This is a genomic window from Massilia sp. CMS3.1, assembly GCF_051262535.1.
GTDB lineage: Bacteria > Pseudomonadota > Gammaproteobacteria > Burkholderiales > Burkholderiaceae_D > Telluria.
Genome location: NZ_JBIMES010000003.1, coordinates 383,106 through 404,156, shown reverse-complemented (window position 1 = coordinate 404,156; position 21,051 = coordinate 383,106). Strand labels below are relative to the sequence as shown.

General features: G+C 65.2%; 16 protein-coding genes and 1 pseudogene. 13 read left to right on the top strand and 4 right to left on the bottom strand.

Going from position 1 to position 21,051, the window contains the following annotated elements:
- Positions 1 to 129 precede the first annotated feature (129 nt).
- Complete coding sequence (locus tag ACHAC9_RS07820) at positions 130 to 5,046, top strand: response regulator (protein ID WP_435758805.1); 4,917 nt, start codon at positions 130 to 132, stop codon at positions 5,044 to 5,046.
- Positions 5,034 to 5,897: a CheR family methyltransferase gene (locus ACHAC9_RS07815; protein WP_435758803.1), complete on the top strand. Its 864-nt coding sequence runs from the start codon at positions 5,034 to 5,036 to the stop codon at positions 5,895 to 5,897. Before ACHAC9_RS07820 ends, ACHAC9_RS07815 begins: the two co-directional genes overlap by 13 nt.
- A 60-nt stretch (positions 5,898 to 5,957) precedes the next feature.
- Here ACHAC9_RS07815 and ACHAC9_RS07810 read toward each other — a convergent pair whose 3' ends face one another.
- Positions 5,958 to 6,584 (bottom strand): glutathione S-transferase family protein, encoded by a 627-nt coding sequence (locus ACHAC9_RS07810; RefSeq protein WP_435758801.1) that lies wholly within the window; start codon positions 6,582 to 6,584, stop codon positions 5,958 to 5,960.
- A gap of 155 nt (positions 6,585 to 6,739) precedes the next feature.
- Here ACHAC9_RS07810 and ACHAC9_RS07805 point away from each other — a divergent pair, with 155 nt between their 5' ends.
- Entirely contained in the window at positions 6,740 to 9,394 is a 2,655-nt protein-coding gene (locus tag ACHAC9_RS07805) for a M1 family metallopeptidase (RefSeq protein ID WP_435758799.1), read from the top strand.
- A gap of 25 nt (positions 9,395 to 9,419) precedes the next feature.
- Here ACHAC9_RS07805 and glpD read toward each other — a convergent pair whose 3' ends face one another.
- Entirely contained in the window at positions 9,420 to 10,958 is a 1,539-nt protein-coding gene (gene glpD / locus ACHAC9_RS07800; protein ID WP_435758797.1) for a glycerol-3-phosphate dehydrogenase, read from the bottom strand.
- Positions 10,959 to 11,152: 194 nt separating this feature from the next.
- Between glpD and ACHAC9_RS07795 the strand changes: the two genes are divergently transcribed.
- Both ACHAC9_RS07795 and ACHAC9_RS07790 read left to right on the top strand, forming a co-directional pair.
- The gene (locus ACHAC9_RS07795) at positions 11,153 to 11,785 is read left to right on the top strand and encodes a phosphohydrolase (RefSeq protein ID WP_435758795.1); all 633 of its coding nucleotides are present in this window, start codon (positions 11,153 to 11,155) and stop codon (positions 11,783 to 11,785) included.
- A 111-nt stretch (positions 11,786 to 11,896) separates the two neighbouring features.
- Positions 11,897 to 12,070, top strand: a complete 174-nt coding sequence (locus ACHAC9_RS07790) for a hypothetical protein (RefSeq protein ID WP_435758793.1) — start codon at positions 11,897 to 11,899, stop codon at positions 12,068 to 12,070.
- 26 nt (positions 12,071 to 12,096) lie between these two features.
- Here the strand turns inward: ACHAC9_RS07790 and ACHAC9_RS07785 are convergent, their stop codons facing one another.
- Both ACHAC9_RS07785 and ACHAC9_RS07780 read right to left on the bottom strand, forming a co-directional pair.
- A complete protein-coding gene (locus tag ACHAC9_RS07785; protein ID WP_435758791.1) occupies positions 12,097 to 14,178 on the bottom strand; it encodes an ATP-dependent helicase in 2,082 nt (693 codons plus the stop codon).
- Positions 14,179 to 14,619: 441 nt separating this feature from the next.
- Entirely contained in the window at positions 14,620 to 14,835 is a 216-nt protein-coding gene (locus ACHAC9_RS07780) for a hypothetical protein (protein WP_435758789.1), read from the bottom strand.
- A 183-nt stretch (positions 14,836 to 15,018) separates the two neighbouring features.
- On the opposite strand from ACHAC9_RS07780, the gene ACHAC9_RS07775 reads away from it, so the two are divergent.
- From ACHAC9_RS07775 to ACHAC9_RS07740, 8 genes and pseudogenes are all read left to right on the top strand, one after another.
- Positions 15,019 to 15,195 (top strand): hypothetical protein, encoded by a 177-nt coding sequence (locus ACHAC9_RS07775; RefSeq protein ID WP_435758787.1) that lies wholly within the window; start codon positions 15,019 to 15,021, stop codon positions 15,193 to 15,195.
- A gap of 46 nt (positions 15,196 to 15,241) precedes the next feature.
- Positions 15,242 to 15,814, top strand: a complete 573-nt coding sequence (locus ACHAC9_RS07770; protein WP_435758785.1) for a chromate transporter — start codon at positions 15,242 to 15,244, stop codon at positions 15,812 to 15,814.
- A complete protein-coding gene (locus tag ACHAC9_RS07765) occupies positions 15,811 to 16,395 on the top strand; it encodes a chromate transporter (RefSeq protein WP_435758783.1) in 585 nt (194 codons plus the stop codon). Before ACHAC9_RS07770 ends, ACHAC9_RS07765 begins: the two co-directional genes overlap by 4 nt.
- Positions 16,396 to 16,449: 54 nt before the next feature.
- Entirely contained in the window at positions 16,450 to 17,289 is an 840-nt protein-coding gene (gene fghA / locus ACHAC9_RS07760; RefSeq protein WP_435758782.1) for an S-formylglutathione hydrolase, read from the top strand.
- A 69-nt stretch (positions 17,290 to 17,358) separates the two neighbouring features.
- Positions 17,359 to 17,646: pseudogene (locus tag ACHAC9_RS07755) on the top strand (Hsp20/alpha crystallin family protein); the annotation flags it as partial.
- Between the two features lie 92 nt (positions 17,647 to 17,738).
- Positions 17,739 to 18,449: a phosphoribosyltransferase gene (locus ACHAC9_RS07750; RefSeq protein WP_435758780.1), complete on the top strand. Its 711-nt coding sequence runs from the start codon at positions 17,739 to 17,741 to the stop codon at positions 18,447 to 18,449.
- Complete coding sequence (locus tag ACHAC9_RS07745) at positions 18,446 to 19,672, top strand: SRPBCC family protein (protein ID WP_435758778.1); 1,227 nt, start codon at positions 18,446 to 18,448, stop codon at positions 19,670 to 19,672. The genes ACHAC9_RS07750 and ACHAC9_RS07745 overlap by 4 nt, the downstream gene beginning before the upstream one ends.
- 12 nt (positions 19,673 to 19,684) lie before the next feature.
- Complete coding sequence (locus ACHAC9_RS07740; protein WP_435758776.1) at positions 19,685 to 21,025, top strand: erythromycin esterase family protein; 1,341 nt, start codon at positions 19,685 to 19,687, stop codon at positions 21,023 to 21,025.
- Positions 21,026 to 21,051: the final 26 nt, after the last annotated feature.

Below are 21,051 nucleotides of genomic sequence, written 5' to 3'. Positions count from 1 at the left end.
TTTCAGTTTCAGTTTCAGTTTCAGTTTCAGTTTCAGTTTCAGTTTCAGTTTCAGTTTCGCGCGCGAGGCCAGAAACCTTGCGTCGACAAAAAACGCCGTACCACTTTCCACAACAAGGATTAAACGTCGATGAACACAATGACCGACATGGCCGAACAGCTGGACGTCAAACTCCTGCTCGCAACGCTGATGGCCCTGAAAAAGGGTGACTTTTCGGTACGCATGCCTTCCGACTGGACTGGCGTGTCGGGCAAGATCGCCGATACGCTCAACGACATCATCGAAACCAAATCGAAGATGGTCGAAGCCGTCACCGAAGTGTCGCGCGTGGTCGGCCGTGAGGGCCACCTGACCCAGCGCGCCGACGTGCCGGGCGTGGTGGGCGGCTGGAGCACGATTATCAGCTCCGTGAATACCCTGATCGACGACCTGGTGCGCCCGACGACCGAGATGGCGCGCGTCATCGGCGCCGTGGCAAAAGGCGACCTGTCGCAGACGATGGCGCTGGAAGTGGACGGCCACCCCTTGAAGGGCCAGTACCTGCGCGCGGCAACGACCGCGAACACGATGGTGGAACAGCTCTCCTCCTTCTCGTCCGAAGTGACGCGCGTGGCGCGCGAGGTCGGAACGGAAGGCAAGCTCGGTGGACAGGCGCAGGTGAAGGGTGTGGCGGGTACCTGGAAAGACTTGACCGACTCGGTGAACTCGATGGCGGGTAACCTGACGTCGCAGGTGCGTAACATTGCGGAAGTGACGACGGCGGTGGCAAACGGCGACTTGTCGAAGAAGATCACGGTCGACGTGCGCGGCGAGATCCTGCAGCTGAAAGACACGATCAACGTCATGGTGGACCAGCTGCGCTCCTTCGCATCCGAGGTGACCCGCGTGGCGCGTGAGGTGGGTACCGAGGGTAAACTCGGCGGCCAGGCCTACGTTCCGGGCGTGGGCGGTACCTGGAAAGACTTGACCGATAACGTAAACTTCATGGCCTCTAACCTGACGGGCCAGGTGCGTAACATCGCGACGGTGACGACCGCGGTCGCGAACGGCGACCTCTCGAAAAAAATCACGGTGGACGTGAAGGGCGAGATTCTCGAACTGAAGAACACCATTAACGTGATGGTGGACCAGCTGTCCTCGTTCTCTTCCGAGGTGACGCGCGTCGCCCGTGAGGTGGGTACCGAGGGCAAGCTGGGCGGCCAGGCGCAGGTGAAGGGCGTGGCCGGTACCTGGAAAGACTTGACCGACTCGGTGAACTCGATGGCGGGTAACCTGACCGGCCAGGTGCGTAACATTGCGGACGTGACCACCGCCGTGGCAAACGGCGACTTGTCGAAGAAGATTACGGTGGACGTGAAGGGCGAGATTCTCGAGCTGAAGAACACGATCAACGTCATGGTCGACCAGCTGAACTCCTTCGCATCGGAGGTGACCCGCGTGGCGCGCGAAGTCGGTACCGAGGGCCGCCTCGGCGGCCAGGCCAACGTGCCGGGCGTTGCGGGTACCTGGAAAGACTTGACCGACGGCGTGAACTCGATGGCGGGTAACCTGACGGGCCAGGTGCGTAACATTGCCGACGTGACGACCGCGGTGGCGAACGGCGACCTGTCGAAAAAGATTACCGTGGACGTCAAGGGAGAGATTCTCGAGCTGAAAAACACGATTAACGTCATGGTCGACCAGCTGTCCTCGTTCGCATCCGAGGTGACCCGTGTCGCGCGCGAGGTCGGTACCGAAGGTAAACTCGGCGGCCAGGCCTATGTGCCGGGCGTGGGCGGTACCTGGAAGGACTTGACCGACAACGTCAACTTCATGGCCTCGAACCTGACGGGCCAGGTGCGTAACATCGCGGCGGTGACGACCGCGGTGGCCCGGGGTGACTTGTCGAAGAAAATTACCGTCGACGTGAAGGGCGAGATTCTCGAACTGAAGGACACGATCAACGTCATGGTCGACCAGTTGTCCTCGTTCGCGTCCGAGGTGACGCGCGTCGCCCGCGAGGTGGGTACCGAAGGCAAGCTCGGTGGACAGGCAAACGTGTCCGGTGTCGCGGGTACCTGGAAAGACTTGACCGAGAACGTCAACCAGCTGGCGGCCAACCTGACCAACCAGATGCGCGCCATTGGTGAAGTCGCCACCGCGGTGACCCGTGGTGACTTGTCGCGTTCGATCCAGGTCGAAGCGCGCGGCGAGGTGTCCTACCTGAAGGACAACATCAACGAGATGATTCGTAACCTGAAAGAGACCACGCAAAAGAACGCGCAGCAGGATTGGCTCAAGACCAACCTCGCCCGCTTCACGCGACTCCTGCAGGGCCAGCGCGACCTTGGCGCGGTGACGAAACTGATCCTCTCCGAACTGGCGCCGCTGGTGTCGGCGCACCACGGCGTCTTCTACATGATGGACTCGCAGGAAGCGGACGCACGCCTGCGGATGATCGCGTCGTATGGCTACCGTTCCAGCCGCAAGCTGCCGACCTCGTTCTCGCCGGGCGAAGGCCTGGTGGGCCAGTGCGCGCTGGAGAAGACCCGCATCTGGCTGACCGACGTGCCGCGCGACTACATCGTCGTCTCGTCGGGCCTGGGTTCGGCGCCGCCGAACAACATCGTCGTGCTGCCGATCCTGTTCGAGCAGCAGGTCAAGGCCGTCATCGAGATCGCCTCGCTCGACCGCTTTACCGAAACCCACCTCTCCTTCCTCGACCAGCTGATGGAGTCGATCGGCGTGGTCCTGAACACGATCGAGGCGAACAGCCGTACCGAGTCGCTGCTGACCCAGTCGCAGTCGCTGGCGCAAGAGCTGCAGCAGACCAACCAGGAACTGGCCGAAAAGGCGCGCCTGCTGTCCGAGCAGAACATCGAGGTGGAGCGCAAGAACCGCGAGGTGGAGCAGGCCAAGCTGGCGCTGGAAGAAAAGGCGACCCAGCTGGCGCTGTCCTCGAAGTACAAGTCCGAGTTCCTGGCGAATATGTCGCACGAACTGAGGACACCACTGAACTCGTTACTGATCCTGGCGCAGCAATTATCGGATAACCCGGAAGGCAACCTGTCGGGCAAGCAGGTAGAATTTGCGAAGACCATCCACGGCTCCGGCTCCGACTTGCTGACCCTGATTAACGACATTCTTGACCTTTCGAAGATCGAGTCCGGTACCGTCACGCTGGACGTCTCGGAATACCGCTTCGCGAACCTGCGCAACTATGTCGACCGCACCTTCCGCCACATGGCCGAAGCCAAGCACCTCGGCTTCCAGGTCGACCTGGCGGAAAACCTGCCGACCGCGGTGATGACCGATACCACGCGCTTGCAGCAGGTTCTCAAGAACCTGCTCTCGAACGCCTTCAAATTCACCAGCCACGGCCAGGTCGCGCTCAACATCAGCCTGGTCACCAGCGGCTGGACCGCGGATCACCCTTACCTGCTGCATGCGGACGCGGTGCTCGCGTTCTCGGTCAGCGACAGCGGCGTCGGCATCCCGTCGGACAAGCTGCAGCTGATTTTCGAAGCGTTCCAGCAGGCCGACGGCTCGACCGCCCGCAAATACGGCGGCACCGGCCTGGGCCTGTCGATTTCGCGCGAACTCGCCCGCCTTCTGGGGGGCGAAATTCGTGTGGAGTCGACCGTAAACGTCGGTTCGATCTTCACGCTCTACCTGCCTTACAACCGCGCCGGCTTCATCAACTACGAAGCGACGCGCCAGCCGCAGCCGCCGCGCCTGGTCGCCCCTAGCGCACCGATGGCCGCGCCAGTCGTTTATGCCCCGCTCGAAGCAGACGAACATGGTGGCGTGGCGACCATCGAAGTGCAGGCGCCGACCAGCAGCAACCTGGTCGAATACGCCTCGATGCTCGACGACCGCGGCCTGATCGCCCCGGGCGACCCGTCGGTGCTGATCGTGGAAGACGACGACCGCTTCGCCAAGACCGTGCTGGAACTGGCGCGCGAGAAGAACTTCAAGGGCATCGTCACGCACCGCGGCGATTCGGCCCTGTCGCTCGCCCGCGACTACCTGCCGTCCGCCATCCTGCTCGACATCGACCTGCCCGACATCGACGGCTTCACCGTGCTGGACCGCCTGAAACGCGACCCGAGCACGCGCCACATCCCGGTGCACGTGGTCTCGGCACTGCGCGAGCGCGAGCGTGCGCTGCGCCAGGGTGCGATCTCCTTCGTCAACAAACCGGTCGACCGCGAGGTGCTGGAGGAAGAATTTACCCGCATCCAGAAATTCCTGGTCGGCGGCAAGCGCTCGCTGCTGGTGGTGGAAGACGACATGGCGCAACGTGAGCTGATCGTCAACCTGATCGGCGACAGCGACCTGAACATGGTGACCGTGGACACCGGTGCTGCCGCGATGGAAGCGCTGGACAAGCAGCACTTCGACTGCATGGTGCTCGACCTGACCCTGCCGGACATCTCGGGCTTCGACTTGCTCGACCAGATCGGCAAGAAGCCGTCGCTGCGCGACCTGCCGATCGTGATCTACACCGCGCAGGAACTCTCGCGCAAGGAAGTCACGAAGCTCAAGAAGTACGCCAAGACGATCGTCATCAAGGACGCACGTTCGCCCGAGCGCCTGCTCGACGAGACGGCCCTGTTCCTGCACCGCTCGCACGCCTCGCTGCCGGAAATGCAGCGCAAGATGCTGGAAGAGATCCACGCGCTCGACGGCGGGCTCGCGGGACGCAAAGTGCTGATCGTCGACGACGACCTGCGCAACATCTTCGCCCTGTCGTCCTTGCTGGAGCGCCAGCAGATGCAAGTGCTCTTCGCCGAGAACGGCCGTGACGGCATCGAGGTGCTGGAGAAGGATCCGACCATCGAGATCGTCCTGATGGACATCATGATGCCGGAGATGGACGGTTACGACACAATGCGCGCGATTCGCCGCATCCCGCGCTTCAAGTCGCTGCCGATCATCACCCTGACCGCGAAAGCGATGAAGGGCGACCGCGACAAATGCATCGCCGCCGGTGCGTCCGACTACATCACCAAGCCGGTCGATGTGGCGCAGCTGCTGTCGCTGATGCGAGTGTGGTTGCATTGACCGCCTTCACCGCCTTTGCTCAGTTGGGCCACCCATCGCTGGCGGTCGAGGAGCTGGAAATCGAGCTCTTGCTTGAGGCTTTGACTCAGCGCCATGGCTACGATTTCCGCGACTACGACCGCACGCTGGTGCGCAAGAAGCTGCTGGGCGTGATGGCCGCGCGCGAGCTGAAAACGGTGTCGGCGCTGCAAGAGCGCGTGCTGCACGAACCGGGCGCGGCGTCGGGCGTGCTGCGCGCGCTGGCGGTCAGCCCGGCCGGCCTGTTCGCCGATCCGGCCTGCACACGGGAAGCACGCGAGGTGCTGGGAAAGTCGCTGCGCCCGGCGGCCGTGCCGAAAGTCTGGCTGGCCGAGTGCGCCGGCATCGGCGAAGCCTGGACGCTGGCGATCCTGCTGCATGAGGAAGGCCTGCTCGCGCGCACCGAGATCTTCGCCACCATGGCCAACGACGAGCTGCTCGCCGAAGTGCGCGAAGCCGACATCGACGCCGCTTCGCTGTGCAAGCTGCAGGAGCACTACCTGCAAGGCGGCGGCACGGGCCGGCTGGCGGACTATTTCGAGGTGCGCGACGGCCGTGCCGCCTTGCTGGCGCGCCTGCGCACGCGCATCACCTGGGCCGGCTACAACCTGGTGACCGACGCCTCGTTCAACGAGTTCCAGGCCATCATCTGCTGCCGCGCCCTGGCCGACTTCGGCCCGATACTGCGCCAGCGCGTGCTGCGCCTGTTCCACGAAAGCCTGTCGCGCTTCGGCGTGCTGGGCATCGACCGCGAACTGGCGCCGGGGGATGCGCATGCGGGGGCGTATCAGCCGCTGGGCGGGGTGCTGCCGTGGTACCGGCGGGTGGGGTGAATTCCCGATGTGCTTGAAGGGCGGCCTTGCCGCCCTTTTTTATTGGACGGGCGACGCGCCCTACTTCGACCCCACTGCGCTCGGCCGCTCGGCGATCCGGTCGCGCCACGCCTGCAGGTGCGTCATTCCCTCGTCGCCCGGACGGAAACGCAGCAGGCCGCGCCCGAACTCGAGCGCGCAGAAGGCAGTGATATCGGCGATCGTGAAGCGCTCGCCTGCGACATAGGCCTGGCGTGCCAGCAGCTGATCGAGCCAGCGCGCGGTGATGCGCATCTTCTCGCCCTGGGAGGCGCCGAAGTCCTTGAACTGGGGTTGCTCGAGCACCGCCAGCGCCGGATGCGTATGGCGCGCGCTGCTCGCTGTTTCCAGCAGCAGGTGCAGCTCCATGCGGCGGTCGGCCATTTCGATGAAGGCGCGCTCTTCAAAATCGACGCCCATCAGGTTCGGCTCCGGATGCAGGCCTTCGAGCCAGGTGCAGATGGCGCGCGTTTCGCTCAGCACACGGCCGTCGTCGAATTCAAGCGCGGGCACGCGCCCGAGCGGGTTCTTGGCGAGAAAACGCTCGCTGCGGTGCTCGCCGGCCATCAGGTCGACCAGCTCGGTCTCGATACCGGTGATGCCCTTCTCGAGCATGAACATCTTCACCCGGCGCGGGTTCGGTGCATGGCTGCTGATATACAGTTTCATGGGTCTCCTTCGTGTTGTTTGTCTTGGGCTGCAAGCGAGCATCATAGCCGCAAACGGCGCAAGCTGGCGGCCCTTCCTTAACAGATTGACATGCCGGGTCTTTGGCTCTAGATTGCCGCATGCCCTTTCCCTCCCGCCCCTCGACGAAAGCCCCCATGCACCGCAGCCTGATGTGCGCCGCCCTGGCGCTTGCCTTTGCCGGTTTGTCCGCCCTGCCCGCCGCCGCCGCGCCACGCGCAGCAACCAGCACGCTCCAGGTCACCACCCAGCTCCCGCGCGGCGTGCGTCCGCTGCATTACGACATTGCAATAGCACCCGATGCGAAGAGCGCCAGCTTCCGCGCCCAGGCCGCGATCGACCTCGAGATCACCTCGCCCACCCGCAGCATCACGCTCAACGCGGCCGACCTGAAGTTTGCCGGAGCCAGCCTGTCGCCGACCTCGGGCGCGGCGCTCGCGGCCACCATTGCCGTGAACGAGGAAGCACAGACGGCCACCTTCAGCTTCCCCAAGCCCCTCGCCCGCGGGCGCTACACACTCGCCCTCGACTATACGGGCCTGATCGGCAACCAAGCCGTCGGCCTGTTCTCGCTCGACTACGACAGCGCGCAGGGCAAGCGGCGCGCCCTGTTCACCCAGTTCGAAAACTCGGATGCGCGGCGCATGATCCCGTCCTGGGACGAGCCGGCCTACAAGGCCAGTTTCGCACTGCGCGCCACGGTACCGGCCGGCGAGATGGCCGTCAGTAACATGCCCGTTGCCAGCAGCACGACGCTGCCGGACGGCCGCGTGAGCGTGCGCTTCGCCGATTCGCCCAAGATGTCGACCTACCTGCTGTTTTTCGCACTGGGCGACTTCGAGCGCGCCACTGCCGACGTCGACGGCACGGAACTGGGCGTCGTCACGCGCCGCGGCAGCCTGCCGCAGGCGGCGTTCGCACTTGAATCCTCAAAAGCCATCCTGCGCGAGTACAACGACTATTTCGGCATGCGCTATCCGCTGCCCAAGCTCGACAACGTTGCCGGTCCCGGCCAAAGCCAGTTTTTCAGCGCGATGGAAAACTGGGGCGCCATCTTTACCTTTGAATACGCGCTGCTGCTCGATCCCGCGATGTCGACCCAGCGCGACAAGCAGGACGTCTTCGCCACCGCCGCCCACGAAATGGCGCACCAGTGGTTCGGCAACCTGGTCACCATGCAATGGTGGGACGACCTCTGGCTCAACGAGGGATTCGCCTCGTGGATGGAGTCGCGCATGATGACGCGCCTGCATCCGGAATGGAACACGGCGCTGCAGGCCGTGAACAGCAGGGATGCTGCCATGCGGCGCGATGCGCTGGCTACCACCCACCCGGTGGTGCAGCATGTCGACACCGTCGAACAGGCCAGCCAGGCGTTCGACGAGATCACCTACCAGAAGGGCGAGGCCGTGATCCGCATGCTCGAAGCGTATGTCGGGGAAGACGCATGGCGCCGCGGCGTGCGCGCGTACATGCGCGAACACGCCTACGGGAATACGGCCTCGAACGACCTGTGGCGCCAGCTCGAGCGCGCCGCCGCCCGGCCGGTCACGGCGATCGCGCACGACTTCACGCTGCAGCCGGGGGTGCCGCTGCTGCGCGTGGCCGCACCTGTCTGCAAGGGCGGCGCAATGACGGTGGCGCTGACCCAGGGCGAATTCTCGCGCGACCAGCCGACGCGTCAAGCGTTGCGCTGGCGCGTGCCGGTGATCGTCCAGGCGGCAGGCACGGGGACCCAGGCCCGTACCCTGGTCGCCGGCGGCAAAGGCAGCGTCAGCCTGCCCGGCTGCGGCCCCGTCGTCGTGAACGCCGGCCAGAGCGGCTATTACCGCACGCTGTACGCGCCGGGCGCGTTCACGCAACTTGCCGGACGCTTCGCCGCCCTGCCACCGATCGACCAGCTCGGCATGCTGGCCGATACCTGGGCACTCGGCATGGCCGGCTTGCAGCCGGCGTCGAATTTCCTCGACCTGGCGCAGGCGACGCCCGTCAACGCCGACCCGCAGGTCTGGGCCCGCATCGCCGGCGCTTTCAGCTCCCTGCATGCGATGTATGGCGAGGACAAGGCAGGACGGGCGCGGCTCGACGCCTACGCCCAGGCACGCCTGGCGCCGTCGATGGCGCAGGTCGGCTGGATGGCGCAGGCGGGCGAGCCGACTGCGCAGGCCAACCTGCGCGAGCAGCTGATCGCCACACTCAGCGACCTTGCGGACCCGGCCACGATCATGGAAGCGCGCCGCCGTTACGCAGCCATGGACAGCGACCCGGCAGCCGTGCCGGGCGCGCTGCGCAAGACCATCATGGCGGTCGTCGCCGAACACGCGGACGCGCCGACCTGGGAAGCGTTGCGCCGCGCTGCCAGCCTTGAAAAATCGCCGATGCTCAAGGACACCATGTATGCGCTGCTGGCCTCGAGCAAGGACCGGGCACTGGCCGAACGCGCCCTGGCGCTGGCCCTGAGCGACGCGCCGGGAGCGACGAATGGCGCGGCCATGATCGCCACCGTCGCCCAAACCCATCCGGAACTGGCGTTCGACTTCGCACTGGCCAACATCAAGGCGGTCAACGAGCGGGTCGATGCCACCTCGCGCAGCCGCTACGTGCCGATGGTGGCCGGCGGCGCTACGACGCTTGCCATGATCGACAAAGTGCAGGCGTATGCCGAGGCCCACATTGCGAAAGACGCGCGGCGCGATGCCGACACCGCGGTCGTGGGAATCAGGGACCGCATCGCGGTGCGCCGCACGCGCCTGCCGGAGATCGATGCCTGGCTGGCACGGGGTGTGAAGTAAGAGAGCACGCGCAAGCAGTGCTGTGTTACAGCGCCAGCACGCCCAGACGCGCGCCGATCCACTCGTCGAGCAGCGCCGCGCCGCCCGGCGCCACATGCAGGCCGAGCTTGGTGCGGCGCCACAGGATGTCGGCACTGCTGCGTGCCCACTCGAAGCGCATCAGGTACTCGATCTCGGCTTCGTACAGTCCTGGCAGCACTTCCAGTCCGAGCTCGGCCAGGCTGCCCCGGCGCGCCAGCAGGGTGTGGATGCGGGTGCCGTAGGCGCGCGTGTAGCGGGCCAGCAGCTGCGGCGGCAGCCAGGGATAGCGCTGCCCCTGGCGCGCGCGCCAGACGTCGAACTCCAGCACGCCGCGCTTGCCGGGCAGCGGGCCATACAGGTCGCCGCCCGGCAGGCAAGCCTCCGCCGTCCAGCCCGGTGCCGGATGACCGAGCGTTTGCCCGACCCAGTCCACGGCTTGCTCGGCCAGCTTGCGGCTGGTGGTGATCTTGCCACCGAATACAGATAACAGCGGCGCGCCGGCACGGTCGGGCTCGAGCCGGAAGTCGCGCGTGGCCGCTGCCGCGCTGGCGGCCTCGTCCTCGACCAGGGGACGCACGCCCGCGTAGCTCCACAAGACGTCGCCCGGGGTGATGTGGCGCCGGAAATAGCGGTTCACCAGTTGGCACAGATAGGTCGTTTCATCGAGGCTGATCGCCACCTTGTCGAGCTCGCCCCGGTAATCGACGTCGGTGGTGCCGACCAGCGTGAAGGCGCCCTCGTAGGGCAGCGCGAACACGATGCGCCCATCCGGATGCTGGAAGATATAGGCATGTGGATGCTCGAACAGACGCGGCACGACGATGTGGCTGCCCTTGATCAGGCGTAGCGTGCGTCCCCCCGCGGCATTCGTCGCTCCCTGCAGGAAACGCGCCGCCCAGGGACCGGCGGCATTCACCAGGCAGCGCGCGTTCACGTGCATGCGCTTGCCCGTTCCTTCGAGCGTCGCGCTCCAGGCGTGCGGCTGGCGCAACAAGGCGCCGCAGCGCGCATGGGTCAGGATGACGGCGCCGCGCTCGCGCGCGTCGAGCGCGTTGAGCACCACCAGGCGCGCGTCGTCGACCCAGCCGTCGGAATACATGAAGCCGCGCGTGAAGCACGGCTGGAGCGCATCGCCGGCCGGATGATGGCGCAGGTCGATCGCCTCCGAGCCCGGGAGGAATTCACGCCGCGCCAGCCGGTCGTACAGGAACAGGCCGGCGCGGATCATCCAGGCCGGGCGCACACCCCTGTCATGCGGCATCACGAAGCGCAGCGGATACATGATGTGGGGGGCGCTGCGCATCAGGGTTTCGCGCTCGATCAGGGCCTTGCGTACCAGGCCGAATTCGTAATGCTCGAGATAGCGCAGGCCACCGTGGATGAGTTTGCTCGACGCCGAGGACGTGTGCTGGGCCAGGTCATCCTTTTCGCACAGGACGACGCGTAATCCCCGTCCGGCCGCATCGCGCGCGATTGCCGCGCCGTTGATGCCGCCGCCGACGATCAGCACGTCGCATTCGTATCGCTTGACAGTGTCATCCACGGCGCCTCCTCGGAATAAGCAAACCGATCCAGTGTATGCCGCCTCCGCTGCTCCCATGTTCGCATGGATCAATGCGTCCGACTCCAGGAAATTCGCCGCGTCTCCCCGGCGAACATGCCGGGCGCGGCCGTCCGCCCGGCGGGCCCCGCCCTGTGTAGAATTGGAGCCATGACAACGATGATCCACCCCCGCTGATGGCCGAGCAACGCGCCTGGGTGCGCATGCCGTCCGGCAAACGCCTGGACTTGCTGAACCCGACCCCCTTCGACTGGGACGACGCCGACCTCGCGCTCGGCCTGGCCCGCACCTACCGCTGGGGCGGGCATTCGGCCTGGCCGCTGCCGCTGTCGGTGGCCCAGCACTCGATCACGGTGATGCTGCTACAACGCGCGGCGCTCGGCGGGCGCGTCGACCCCTTGCTGGAACTGCGCGAACTGCTGCACGATGCCGAAGAAGGCCTGCTCGGTTTCGACGCCCTGTCCGTGATCAAGCCCTTCCTGGGCGACGGCTTTCGGGCACTGACGCAGCGGCTCGAACAGGCGGTCTTCCTGCGCTATGGCCTGCCGTCCTGGACCCCGTTCGACCATGCACGCCACAAGCGCGCCGACCGCCTGGCCGCCGCCAGCGAAGCCGTGCACGTGGCAGGCTGGTCGCACGAGGAGGTGCGGCGCACCCTGAAAATCCAGGCCGCCGTGCTGCAGGGAGATCCATTGACCGCCGTGTATGGCGGCCTGCCCTGGGAACCCTGGCCGCCGGCGCTCGCCTGCGAACGGTTTCTCGCCGAGCTAAACCGCTTGATGGCCTTGATGCAAACGCAAGGCGCATGAACGCGGCGTTCATACCCGCCAGTGCAGGCTTGATTAATCGCAAACAACTATAGGTAAGTCATTGATTTTATTCATATTGCGCCGATATCCACAAGAAATGTGGATAACTATGTGGACAAGCGCCTCTTGACAAGCCGCAAGCGCAGTATTGATGCGGGTTTCAACAAAATGCCCAATCTACAGGCAAAAATTGTCCCCTTTAAAATCAATGGCTTGCACGCACTGTGGTTTGGTGAACGGACTCGCATTCAGAAGATTCCTACAAATTCCTACAGCGGGGGATAAGTCATCCGTGCGGATATGTGCCCATGTCATTTCCACGCACTGCGCGCGCGATCGCGCACCAGCATCCTGACACTCTCGGGCATGGGCTTTTTCGATTGCGCCGTGTCGGCCGTGACCCACACACACTCCTCGAAATGCTTGAGCATGGCGGGGGTGACAAACCGGGTGCGCGCCGCATACACGTGGCGGTCGCCCATCTGCGACTGCTGCTTGATGAAGAAGCGGTTCGGCACGACCAGGTGCAAATGTTCCTTGGCTCGTGTCATCGCCACGTACAGCAAGCGCCGCTCTTCTTCGATTTCTTCCGCACTGCCGGTGCTCATGTCCGACGGAATGCAGCCATCGACGACGTTCAGCACGTGCACCGATTTCCATTCCTGGCCCTTGGACGAGTGGATCGTCGACAGGATCAGGTAATCCTCGTCCAGCAGGGGCGGCCCGGCGCGGTCGCTGGTGGCTTCAGGCGGGTCGAGCGTGATCTCGGCCAGGAAACTTTCGCGCGTGCCATGGCCGCCCGCCAGTTGGGCCAGTTGGGCGACATCGGCGGCGCGCACGGTGGCGTCGTCGTGCAGGCGCTCGAGATGCGGCAAGTACCAGTCGCGCACCAGTTCGATATCAGCCGGCCAGCGTAAACCGGGCGTGCGCAATCGCCGGTACAGCGTGACGAAATCCTGCCAGTCGCCCTGGCTCCTCACAGGCGCCGCAAACGCCTCGACGGCGTCGGCTGCTTCAGGCGCCTCGGCTGCAGCGTCGAGCAAACGCGTCGACGTGGCCGGACCGATGCCGGGGATCAGCTGCAGCACCCGGAAGCCCGCCATCCGTCCGTTCGGATTCTGGGCGAAGCGCAGCACCGCCAGCACGTCCTTGATGTGCGAGGCTTCAAGGAATTTCAAACCGCCGAATTTCACGAACGGGATATTCCGGCGCATCAGTTCAAGTTCCAGAGCCGCGCTGTGGCTGGCGGCGCGAAACAGCACCGCCTGGGTGCTGAGCTTGATGCCGGCTTCGCGCTGTTCGAGGACGCGGTTGCAGACCCAGCGCGCCTGCTCGGCCTCGTCGGGAATCAAGACCAGCTGCGGCAGGCTGCTCGCCACCTTGTCGGTCCACAGTGTCTTGGCGTGGCGCTCCAGCGCGGCGGCAATGACCGCGTTCGACGCGTCCAGGATGGGCTGGGTCGAGCGGTAATTCCGGTCCAGCGTGATCACCCGCGCGGCCTGCGAGAACTGTCCGGGAAAATCGAGGATGTTGCGCACCGTCGCGCCGCGGAAGGAATAGATCGACTGGGCGTCGTCGCCCACCACCATCACGCCCGCGCCACTGGGCTTCATGCCCGTGATGATCGCCGCCTGCAGGCGATTCGTGTCCTGGTATTCGTCGACCAGCACATGGTCGAAGAGCGCACCGATCTCGGGGCCAAGCTCGTGGTCGGTGGCCATCTCGGCCCAGAACAGCAGCAGGTCGTCGTAGTCGAGCACGTTCTGCTCCTGCTTGGCGTCGACATAGGCCCCGAACAGGCGTTTCAGCTCGGCTTCCCATTCGCAGCACCAGGGAAAGGTGCCCTGCAATACCAGGTCGAGCGGCTCGCGCGAATTGACGACACGCGAATAGATCGAGAGGCAGGTTCCTTTCAGGGGGAAGCGCTTGGCGGTCTGGGTCAGCCCGATCTCGTGGCGCACCAGCCCCATCAGGTCCTCGGAGTCGCCGCGGTCGTGGATCGTGAACGATTCGTCGAGACCGATACGTCCCGAGAACTCGCGCAGCAGGCGCGCGCCGATGCTGTGGAAGGTGCCGGCCCACGGCAGGGCGGCCGCACCCTCGGTACGCCCTCCCATGATCCGCTGCAGCACATTGCCGGCGCGCTGGGTCATCTCGTTGGCGGCGCGGCGCGAAAAGGTCAGCAACAGGATGCGCTGCGGGTCCGCGCCCTGCATGATCAGGCGCGCCACGCGGTGGGCCAGCGTATTCGTCTTGCCCGAACCGGCGCCGGCGACGACCAGCAGCGGCCGGCTGGCCGGGGCATCGACGTCGTGCTCGACCGCCGCGCGCTGCTCCGGGTTGAGGCTGGCGAAGGGATCGTCGATCGTGGGCACAGGGATGGCAGCGGACATGAGCAAGTGGCAATTTGGAAACACCGCTACTGTACATTTGTCCAGTGGCGCTCCGCAAGCGCATTTTGCATGCGCCGATGCCGGCTCTGTCGTAAAAAGGATGCGCGAGCGTGCAATAAAGTTCCCGGGCCATACGATGCATGTTCGCTAAGTAGCCGTAATTAAACAACTTTTCTGGATATCCACAGAGTCTGTGAATAAGTTTGTGGAAAAGACAGGGCTTGACAGCCTGAAATGCCGTCAGCATGCGGCTTTCAACAACTTGCCCAATCAGCGGGCAAGGTCGAATTCAAGAAAAATCAACGACTTACGAGATCATGTACAAGATCAGGCCAAAGAATATCAAAGATGGAAAAAATAAATTTTTGTGGGTAAGCAGCGCCAGAGGAACGCAACAAAAATAACTCTTTGATATCGAAAAAAGCTGGTCTCGAGAAACTTTCAGGGGCCGGAACGCCGCAGATGCGGTTCGAGCAGGACACGTTCGATGACCTGTGCATGGATATCGCGTGCGCGCAGGTATTCAACCGCGGACATGGTGTTGCTGCTGCCCTGCACCGCGATGCCGGCATCGACAATCACACGCCGGCGGCCATCGGTACGCGCCTCACCCAGGAAAGGCGGTAGCGCCGTCCGCTCGACTTGAAGATTCTCCATCGCGACCTCGTCTTGTCAGGTTGATGTTTTGACTTAGGGAGTATTCCTGAAACCTGTTGGATGTCAATGTCAACTTCCTATCGAACACACGAAATAGTTGTACAGACGCGTGCGTCAAATGAGCGCCACGCCGCCGCCGATCTCCCTAGAATGGCCCTGCGTCCAACCACCAGCGAGGCCTGCATGAGCACGACTCCCGAACCCGACCTGAACCCCGGTGACGAAGCTTCCCCCGGCACGCCCGGCGCCGGCGAAGACGTCTGCGAAGCCTGTGCCGGCAGCGGCAAACTGTCAGACGGCAAATCCTGTCCCCAATGCGGCGGTAGCGGACGCGTCATGCGCGGCATCGGCGGCGGCTGAGTCCGCCTCGCGTGACAGGAAGTCGGGCGGGCGCGATAATCGCGGGATGAGTTTACCGCCCGCACCGACACATCCCCGTCCCGCTTCCCTGCTCGACCTGTTCCTCTCCTTTACCGTCCTGGCCCTGCAGGGCTTCGGCGGCGTGCTGGCGGTCATCCAGCGCGAGATGGTCGAGCGCAAGGGTTGGCTGACCCAGGATGAATTCATCGAGGACTGGGCGGTGGCGCAGATCATGCCGGGGCCGAACGTCGTCAACCTGTCGATGATGATCGGCGCGCGCTATTTCGGCCTGCGCGGCGCGCTGGCGGCATTGGCCGGCATGCTGGCCGTGCCGCTCGTACTGGTGCTGCTGCTGGCCACCCTGCATGCGCGCTTTGCCGACAACCCCCAGGTCGCCGGCGCCTTGCGCGGCATGGCGGCGGTCTCGGCCGGGCTGATCGCGGCGGCGGGCTTGAAGCTGTCCACCTCGCTCAAACGCAGCCCGGTGCCCCTGCCCTGGTGCGTGGCGATCGGTGCCGCCGGCTTCGTGCTGGTGGCCTTACTCAAATTCCCGCTCTTCTATGTGCTGCTGGTACTCGGCAGCCTGGGTTGCGTGCTGGCGTACCGGAACCTGCGATGAATACCGCCATCCACATCACCCTCGATTGGCACGACTGGCTGAACCTGTTCGGCCACTACCTGCTGCTGTCGATGATGTCGCTCGGCGGCGCGATCTCGACGACCTCGGAGATGCACCGCTTCCTGGTCGAACAGCACGGCTGGCTGACTCAGGCCCAGTTCAACGATTCGATTGCGCTGGCCCAGGCCGCGCCTGGCCCAAACGTGCTGTTCGTCGCGCTGATGGGCTGGAACGTGGGCATGAACGCCGGCAGCCTCACTGCCGCCCTGCTCGGCGTGTTCGTCACGATGACCGGTATCCTGCTGCCCTCGACCATCTTCACTTATCAGGTTGCGCAGTGGGGCCACCGCAACCGCGAGCTGCGCCCGGTGCGCGCCTTCAAACAGGGCATGGCCCCGGTCGTGATCGCGCTGCTGCTGTCCACCGCATGGATCCTGGCCAGCTCGGCCGGTGGCCCGGGCGTCCACTGGCCATTGTGGCTGCTGGCGCTGATTAGCGGCGTCCTCATCTGGCGCACGAAGCTGCACCTGCTATGGGTACTGGGCGCAGGTGCGCTGCTGGGGGCGCTCGGTGTTGTGTAACGCACAGCACAGCTAAACTGGCATACTTGCGGTACCCACCATCCGGAGCCTCCCATGCCAACTCTCCTCAGCGAACACGCCTGTTTCGGCGGCGTCCAGCGTTTTTACCAGCACGACTCAAGCGCCATCGGCCTGCCGATGCGCTTTTCGGTCTACCTGCCGCCCGGCTTCGAGGGCAAGGCGCTGCCGGTGCTGTTCTACCTCGCCGGCCTGACCTGTACCGAAGAGACCTTCGCCATCAAGGGCGGCGCCCAGCGTGTGGCGGCCGAGGAAGGCCTGGCCCTGGTCATGCCCGACACCAGCCCGCGCGGCGCGAACGTCGCCGGCGAATCCGACAGCTGGGACTTCGGTGTCGGCGCCGGCTTCTATGTCGACGCGACGCAAGAGCCCTGGTCGCGGCACTACCGCATGTACAGCTACATCCTCGAGCTGCGCGAACTGACCCTGCGCGAGTTCGGCTTCGATGCCGCACGTTGCGGCATCTTCGGCCACTCGATGGGCGGACATGGGGCGCTGGTGCTGGCGCTGCGCAATCCCGAACTGTTCCGTTCGGTGTCGGCGTTTGCACCGATCGCCGCTCCCACCCGCTGCCCCTGGGGCGAGAAAGCCTTCGGCGGCTACCTCGGCGCGGACAAGTCGCGCTGGCCGGCTTATGACGCCACCGAACTCGTGAGCGATGGCGCGGTGCGCTTCCCCCAAGGCATCCTGATCGACCAGGGCCTGGCCGACAAATTCCTGCCGGAGCAGCTCAATCCGGACGCCTTCGAAGCCGCTTGCGCCAGAGTTGGCCAGCCGCTGACCGTGCGCCGCCACGCCGGCTACGACCACGGGTATTACTTCATTTCGACGTTCGTCGAGGAGCACTTGCGCCTGCATCGCCGCCAGCTCGGCTGACGCCTGCGCTGCCCTATAAATCAGGTGCGGCGCCATGCGGCGCATTCATTGTGAAGAAAGAAGGAAGCGCACCATGAAATCCAGGCCGACATGCCGGGCGTCGAGAAGGAAGACCTGAAGGTCGCCATCGATCACCAGCGCATCACGATCGAAGCAGAATGCCGCAAGGCAAACGAGCGGCGCGAGGGCGAAAACCTGGTGTATTCTGGACGCTCAGCACGCAAGTTCATGCGCAGCTTCACCTTGCCGACCGAGGCCGACGATGCAGCCGCGCAGGCAAAGCTGGAATACGGTGTACTGCACCTGACGCTGCCGAAGAAACGGGGCGGCGCCATGCGGCGGCTCGACATCCAGTAGGCGGCCTGGTTCCACAGGCGTGAACGCGCGCGCCACACACATAACAGGAGCGCGCAGGCCGCAAGGCGGGGCGTGCTCCGGGGTTGACCGCAATGGCCGAGGTTCGCCGTTTCATCAATCGCGCTCAAGCCGGCAAGCTGCTTGCGAAAGCGCTTGACGCCTACGCGCACCAGCCTCAAGCGATCGTGCTGGCGCTGCCGCGCGGCGGCGTGCCGGTCGCGTTTGCGGTGGCGATGACGCTCGAGCTGGAGCTGGACATCCTGCTTGTGCGCAAGCTGGGCCTCCCTGGCCAGCCCGAGTATGCGATCGGTGCCGTCGGCAGCGGCGGCGTCCTGATACTCCAGGCGGGCGTGCCCGGCCTGATGGGCGTGACGAAGGAACAGGTCGACGCGGTCCAGGCGCGCGAGCTGCTTGAAATCGAACGGCGCACCCTCCTCTACCGCGGGACGCGCCCCCAGCCCTTGCTGGCCGGACGCGATGTGCTCATCGTCGACGACGGCATTGCCACCGGTTCGACGATGCAGGCCGCGATCGAGGTCGCGCGGCGGCACGGCGCGCGGCGGGTCGTGGTGGCCGCGCCGGTGGCGCCGCCCGACACGCTGGCGGCACTCGCGCCGCTGGCCGACGAAGTGACATGCCTGGCCGCACCCCCGTATTTTCGTGCGGTCAGCCAGTGGTACGAAACGTTCGATCAAACGAGCGACGAGGAAGTACAGGAATTGTTGACAATGGCTTGGCGGGCCGAAGCGGACCGCCGGCCCCATACATCACTGCGACAAGCCAACAGAGAGGACACAACATGAGACATACCACCACCACCGACAGCAGCATCGAAGCACGCGACCTTGCCACTGTGCTGGGCGGGGTCGCCGCCGGCGCCCTGCTGATGTACCTGCTCGACCCTGACCGCGGCGGCGCACGACGCGCGACCTCGACCACGGCGATCCGGAATGCAGGCTCGCGCACCGGCAGTGCGCTCGGCAATGCCTGGCACGGCATTGGCGAGCGCATCGGCACGGCCGCGCGCCAGGCCGGCGACGCCGCGAGCGACATGCTCGCGGACGCCGGCAAGACGAGCGGCAAGGTTCTCGACCAGGCCAGCTCCGGCGCCGGCAAGTACCTGGACGAGGCCGGCACCCGCGCCGGCAAATATATGGATGAAGCAGGCGCGCGCGCAAACCGCGCCTACGAGGCAGCCAAGCCGAACGGCTCGGCGCGTCACGCCTGGGACGACACGGTCGACGGCGCCTCGCGCATGATCGATTCCGCATCCGGCAGCGCCAGTGCCGCCGCATCGCGCCTGAGCCGCATGGCCAGCCAGGCCGCCGGCAGCGCGATGGGCGCCTTGCACCTGGAGAACCGCAGCGACCTGTCCGCCCTGCTGCGCAACCCGGCCGTGCTCGGCGGCGGCCTGCTCGGCCTGATCGGCCTGTTCCGGCGCTCGCCGGTGGGCGCCGCCGTCGGCCTGGCCGCCCTTGCGCTGGCAGCTCGCAGCAGCAGCGGCAGCGAGTCCTCCAGCCTGCGCGGCGGCGGGCGCGGGCGCAGCATCGATCTGGAAAAATCGATCCGCATCGACGCTTCGCCCTCCGAGGTCTACGCCATGTGGAACAACCACGAGAACTTCCCGCGCTTCATGTCGCACGTGGTCGACGTGCGCGACATCGGCCACCGGCGCTCGCACTGGACCGTGCAGGGTCCGGCCGGCACCCAGTTCGAGTTCGATTCAATGCTCACCGAGCAGACCAAGAACCGGCGCCTGGCCTGGCGCAGTGAGCCGGGTGCGCAGATCCCGAACGCCGGCTCGGTCGAATTCGAGCCCTACCGCGGCGGCACCCGGGTCACCGTGCGCCTGTCGTACTCGCCGCCGGCCGGCGCCCTTGGCCACGCCGTGGCCTCGCTGTTCGGTTCGGACCCGAAAGGTCAGATGGACGATGACCTGGCACGCATGAAGCACTACATCGAGCGCGGCGCGATTGCGCACGATGCGGCGAAGCGCGAGAAGTCGGGTAGCCGCTTCATGCACTGAGGCTCCAAGGCCATGACGGCAGCGATCGAGATCGCCGGGGCCGCACTGGCCGCCGCCGCCCGGCCGCTCGACGGCGGACCGGGTGACTACGACGCCCTGATGAACCTCGTGGGCGACGCCCGTTTCGTGCTGCTCGGCGAAGCGACGCACGGCACCCACGAGTTCTACGAGGAACGGGCGCGCATTACCCAGCGCCTGATCCGCGAAAAGGGATTCAAGGCTGTGGCGGTCGAGGCCGACTGGCCGGATGCCTACCGCGTCAACCGCTATGTGCGCGGCGAAGGCCAGGACGCCGACGCCGACGCGGCACTGTCGGGCTTCCAGCGTTTTCCGGCATGGATGTGGCGCAACACCGATGTCGTCAACTTCGTGGACTGGCTGTGCGCGCATAACGCCGGCCTTCACGCGGGCCCCAAGGTCGGGTTCTACGGACTCGACCTGTACAGCCTGTTCACCTCGGTACGTGAAGTACTGAACTATCTCGACGTGGTCGATCCCGCCGCTGCCGAGGAAGCAAGGCGCCGCTATGCCTGCTTCGACCACTACGATCAAGACAGCCAGCACTACGGCTACGCCACCGGCATCGGCATGTCCGAGTCCTGCCAGGCAGGAGTGCTGATCCAGCTGCAGGAACTCCAGCAGCGCGCGTTTGACTACATGCAGGCCGATGGCGCATCGAGCGAAGACGCGTTTTTCTACGCCCAGCAGAACGCGCGCCTCGTGAAAAATGCCGAGGAATACTACCGCACCATGTTCCGCGGCCGGGTGTCATCCTGGAACCTGCGCGACAGCCACATGGGCGAAACCCTGGACGCGCTCACGCGCCACCTGTCGAAGGATGGCGAGCCGGCGAAAATCGTCGTCTGGGCCCACAATTCCCACCTCGGCGACGCGCGCGCGACCGACATGGGCAAGCTGGGCGAATTCAATCTCGGCGAACTGGCGCGCAAGGCCTATCCTGGCCAGACCTGCCTGATCGGCTTTTCCACCCATGACGGCCATGTCACGGCGGCTTCCGAATGGGAGGGCCCGGCCGAACGTAAACGGGTACGCCCCGGCATACCCGGCAGCTACGAAGCCTTGCTGCACCATGTCGGCATGCCGCGCTTCTATCTGAATCTGCGCGACGACAGCAGCGTGCGTCGCCTGCTGCTCGAGCAGCGCCTGGAGCGGGCCATCGGCGTGCTGTACCTGCCGCGCACCGAACGCCAGAGCCATTACTTCAATGCCCGGCTGGCCGAGCAGTTCGACGCCGTCATCCACATCGACTCGACCCAGGCGCTCACGCCGCTCGATGCGACAAGTGGCTGGCATTCGGGCGAGCCGCCGGAGACCTATCCGGAAGGGATGTAAGCCTGCCTTCCCTCCACTCCCCGCAA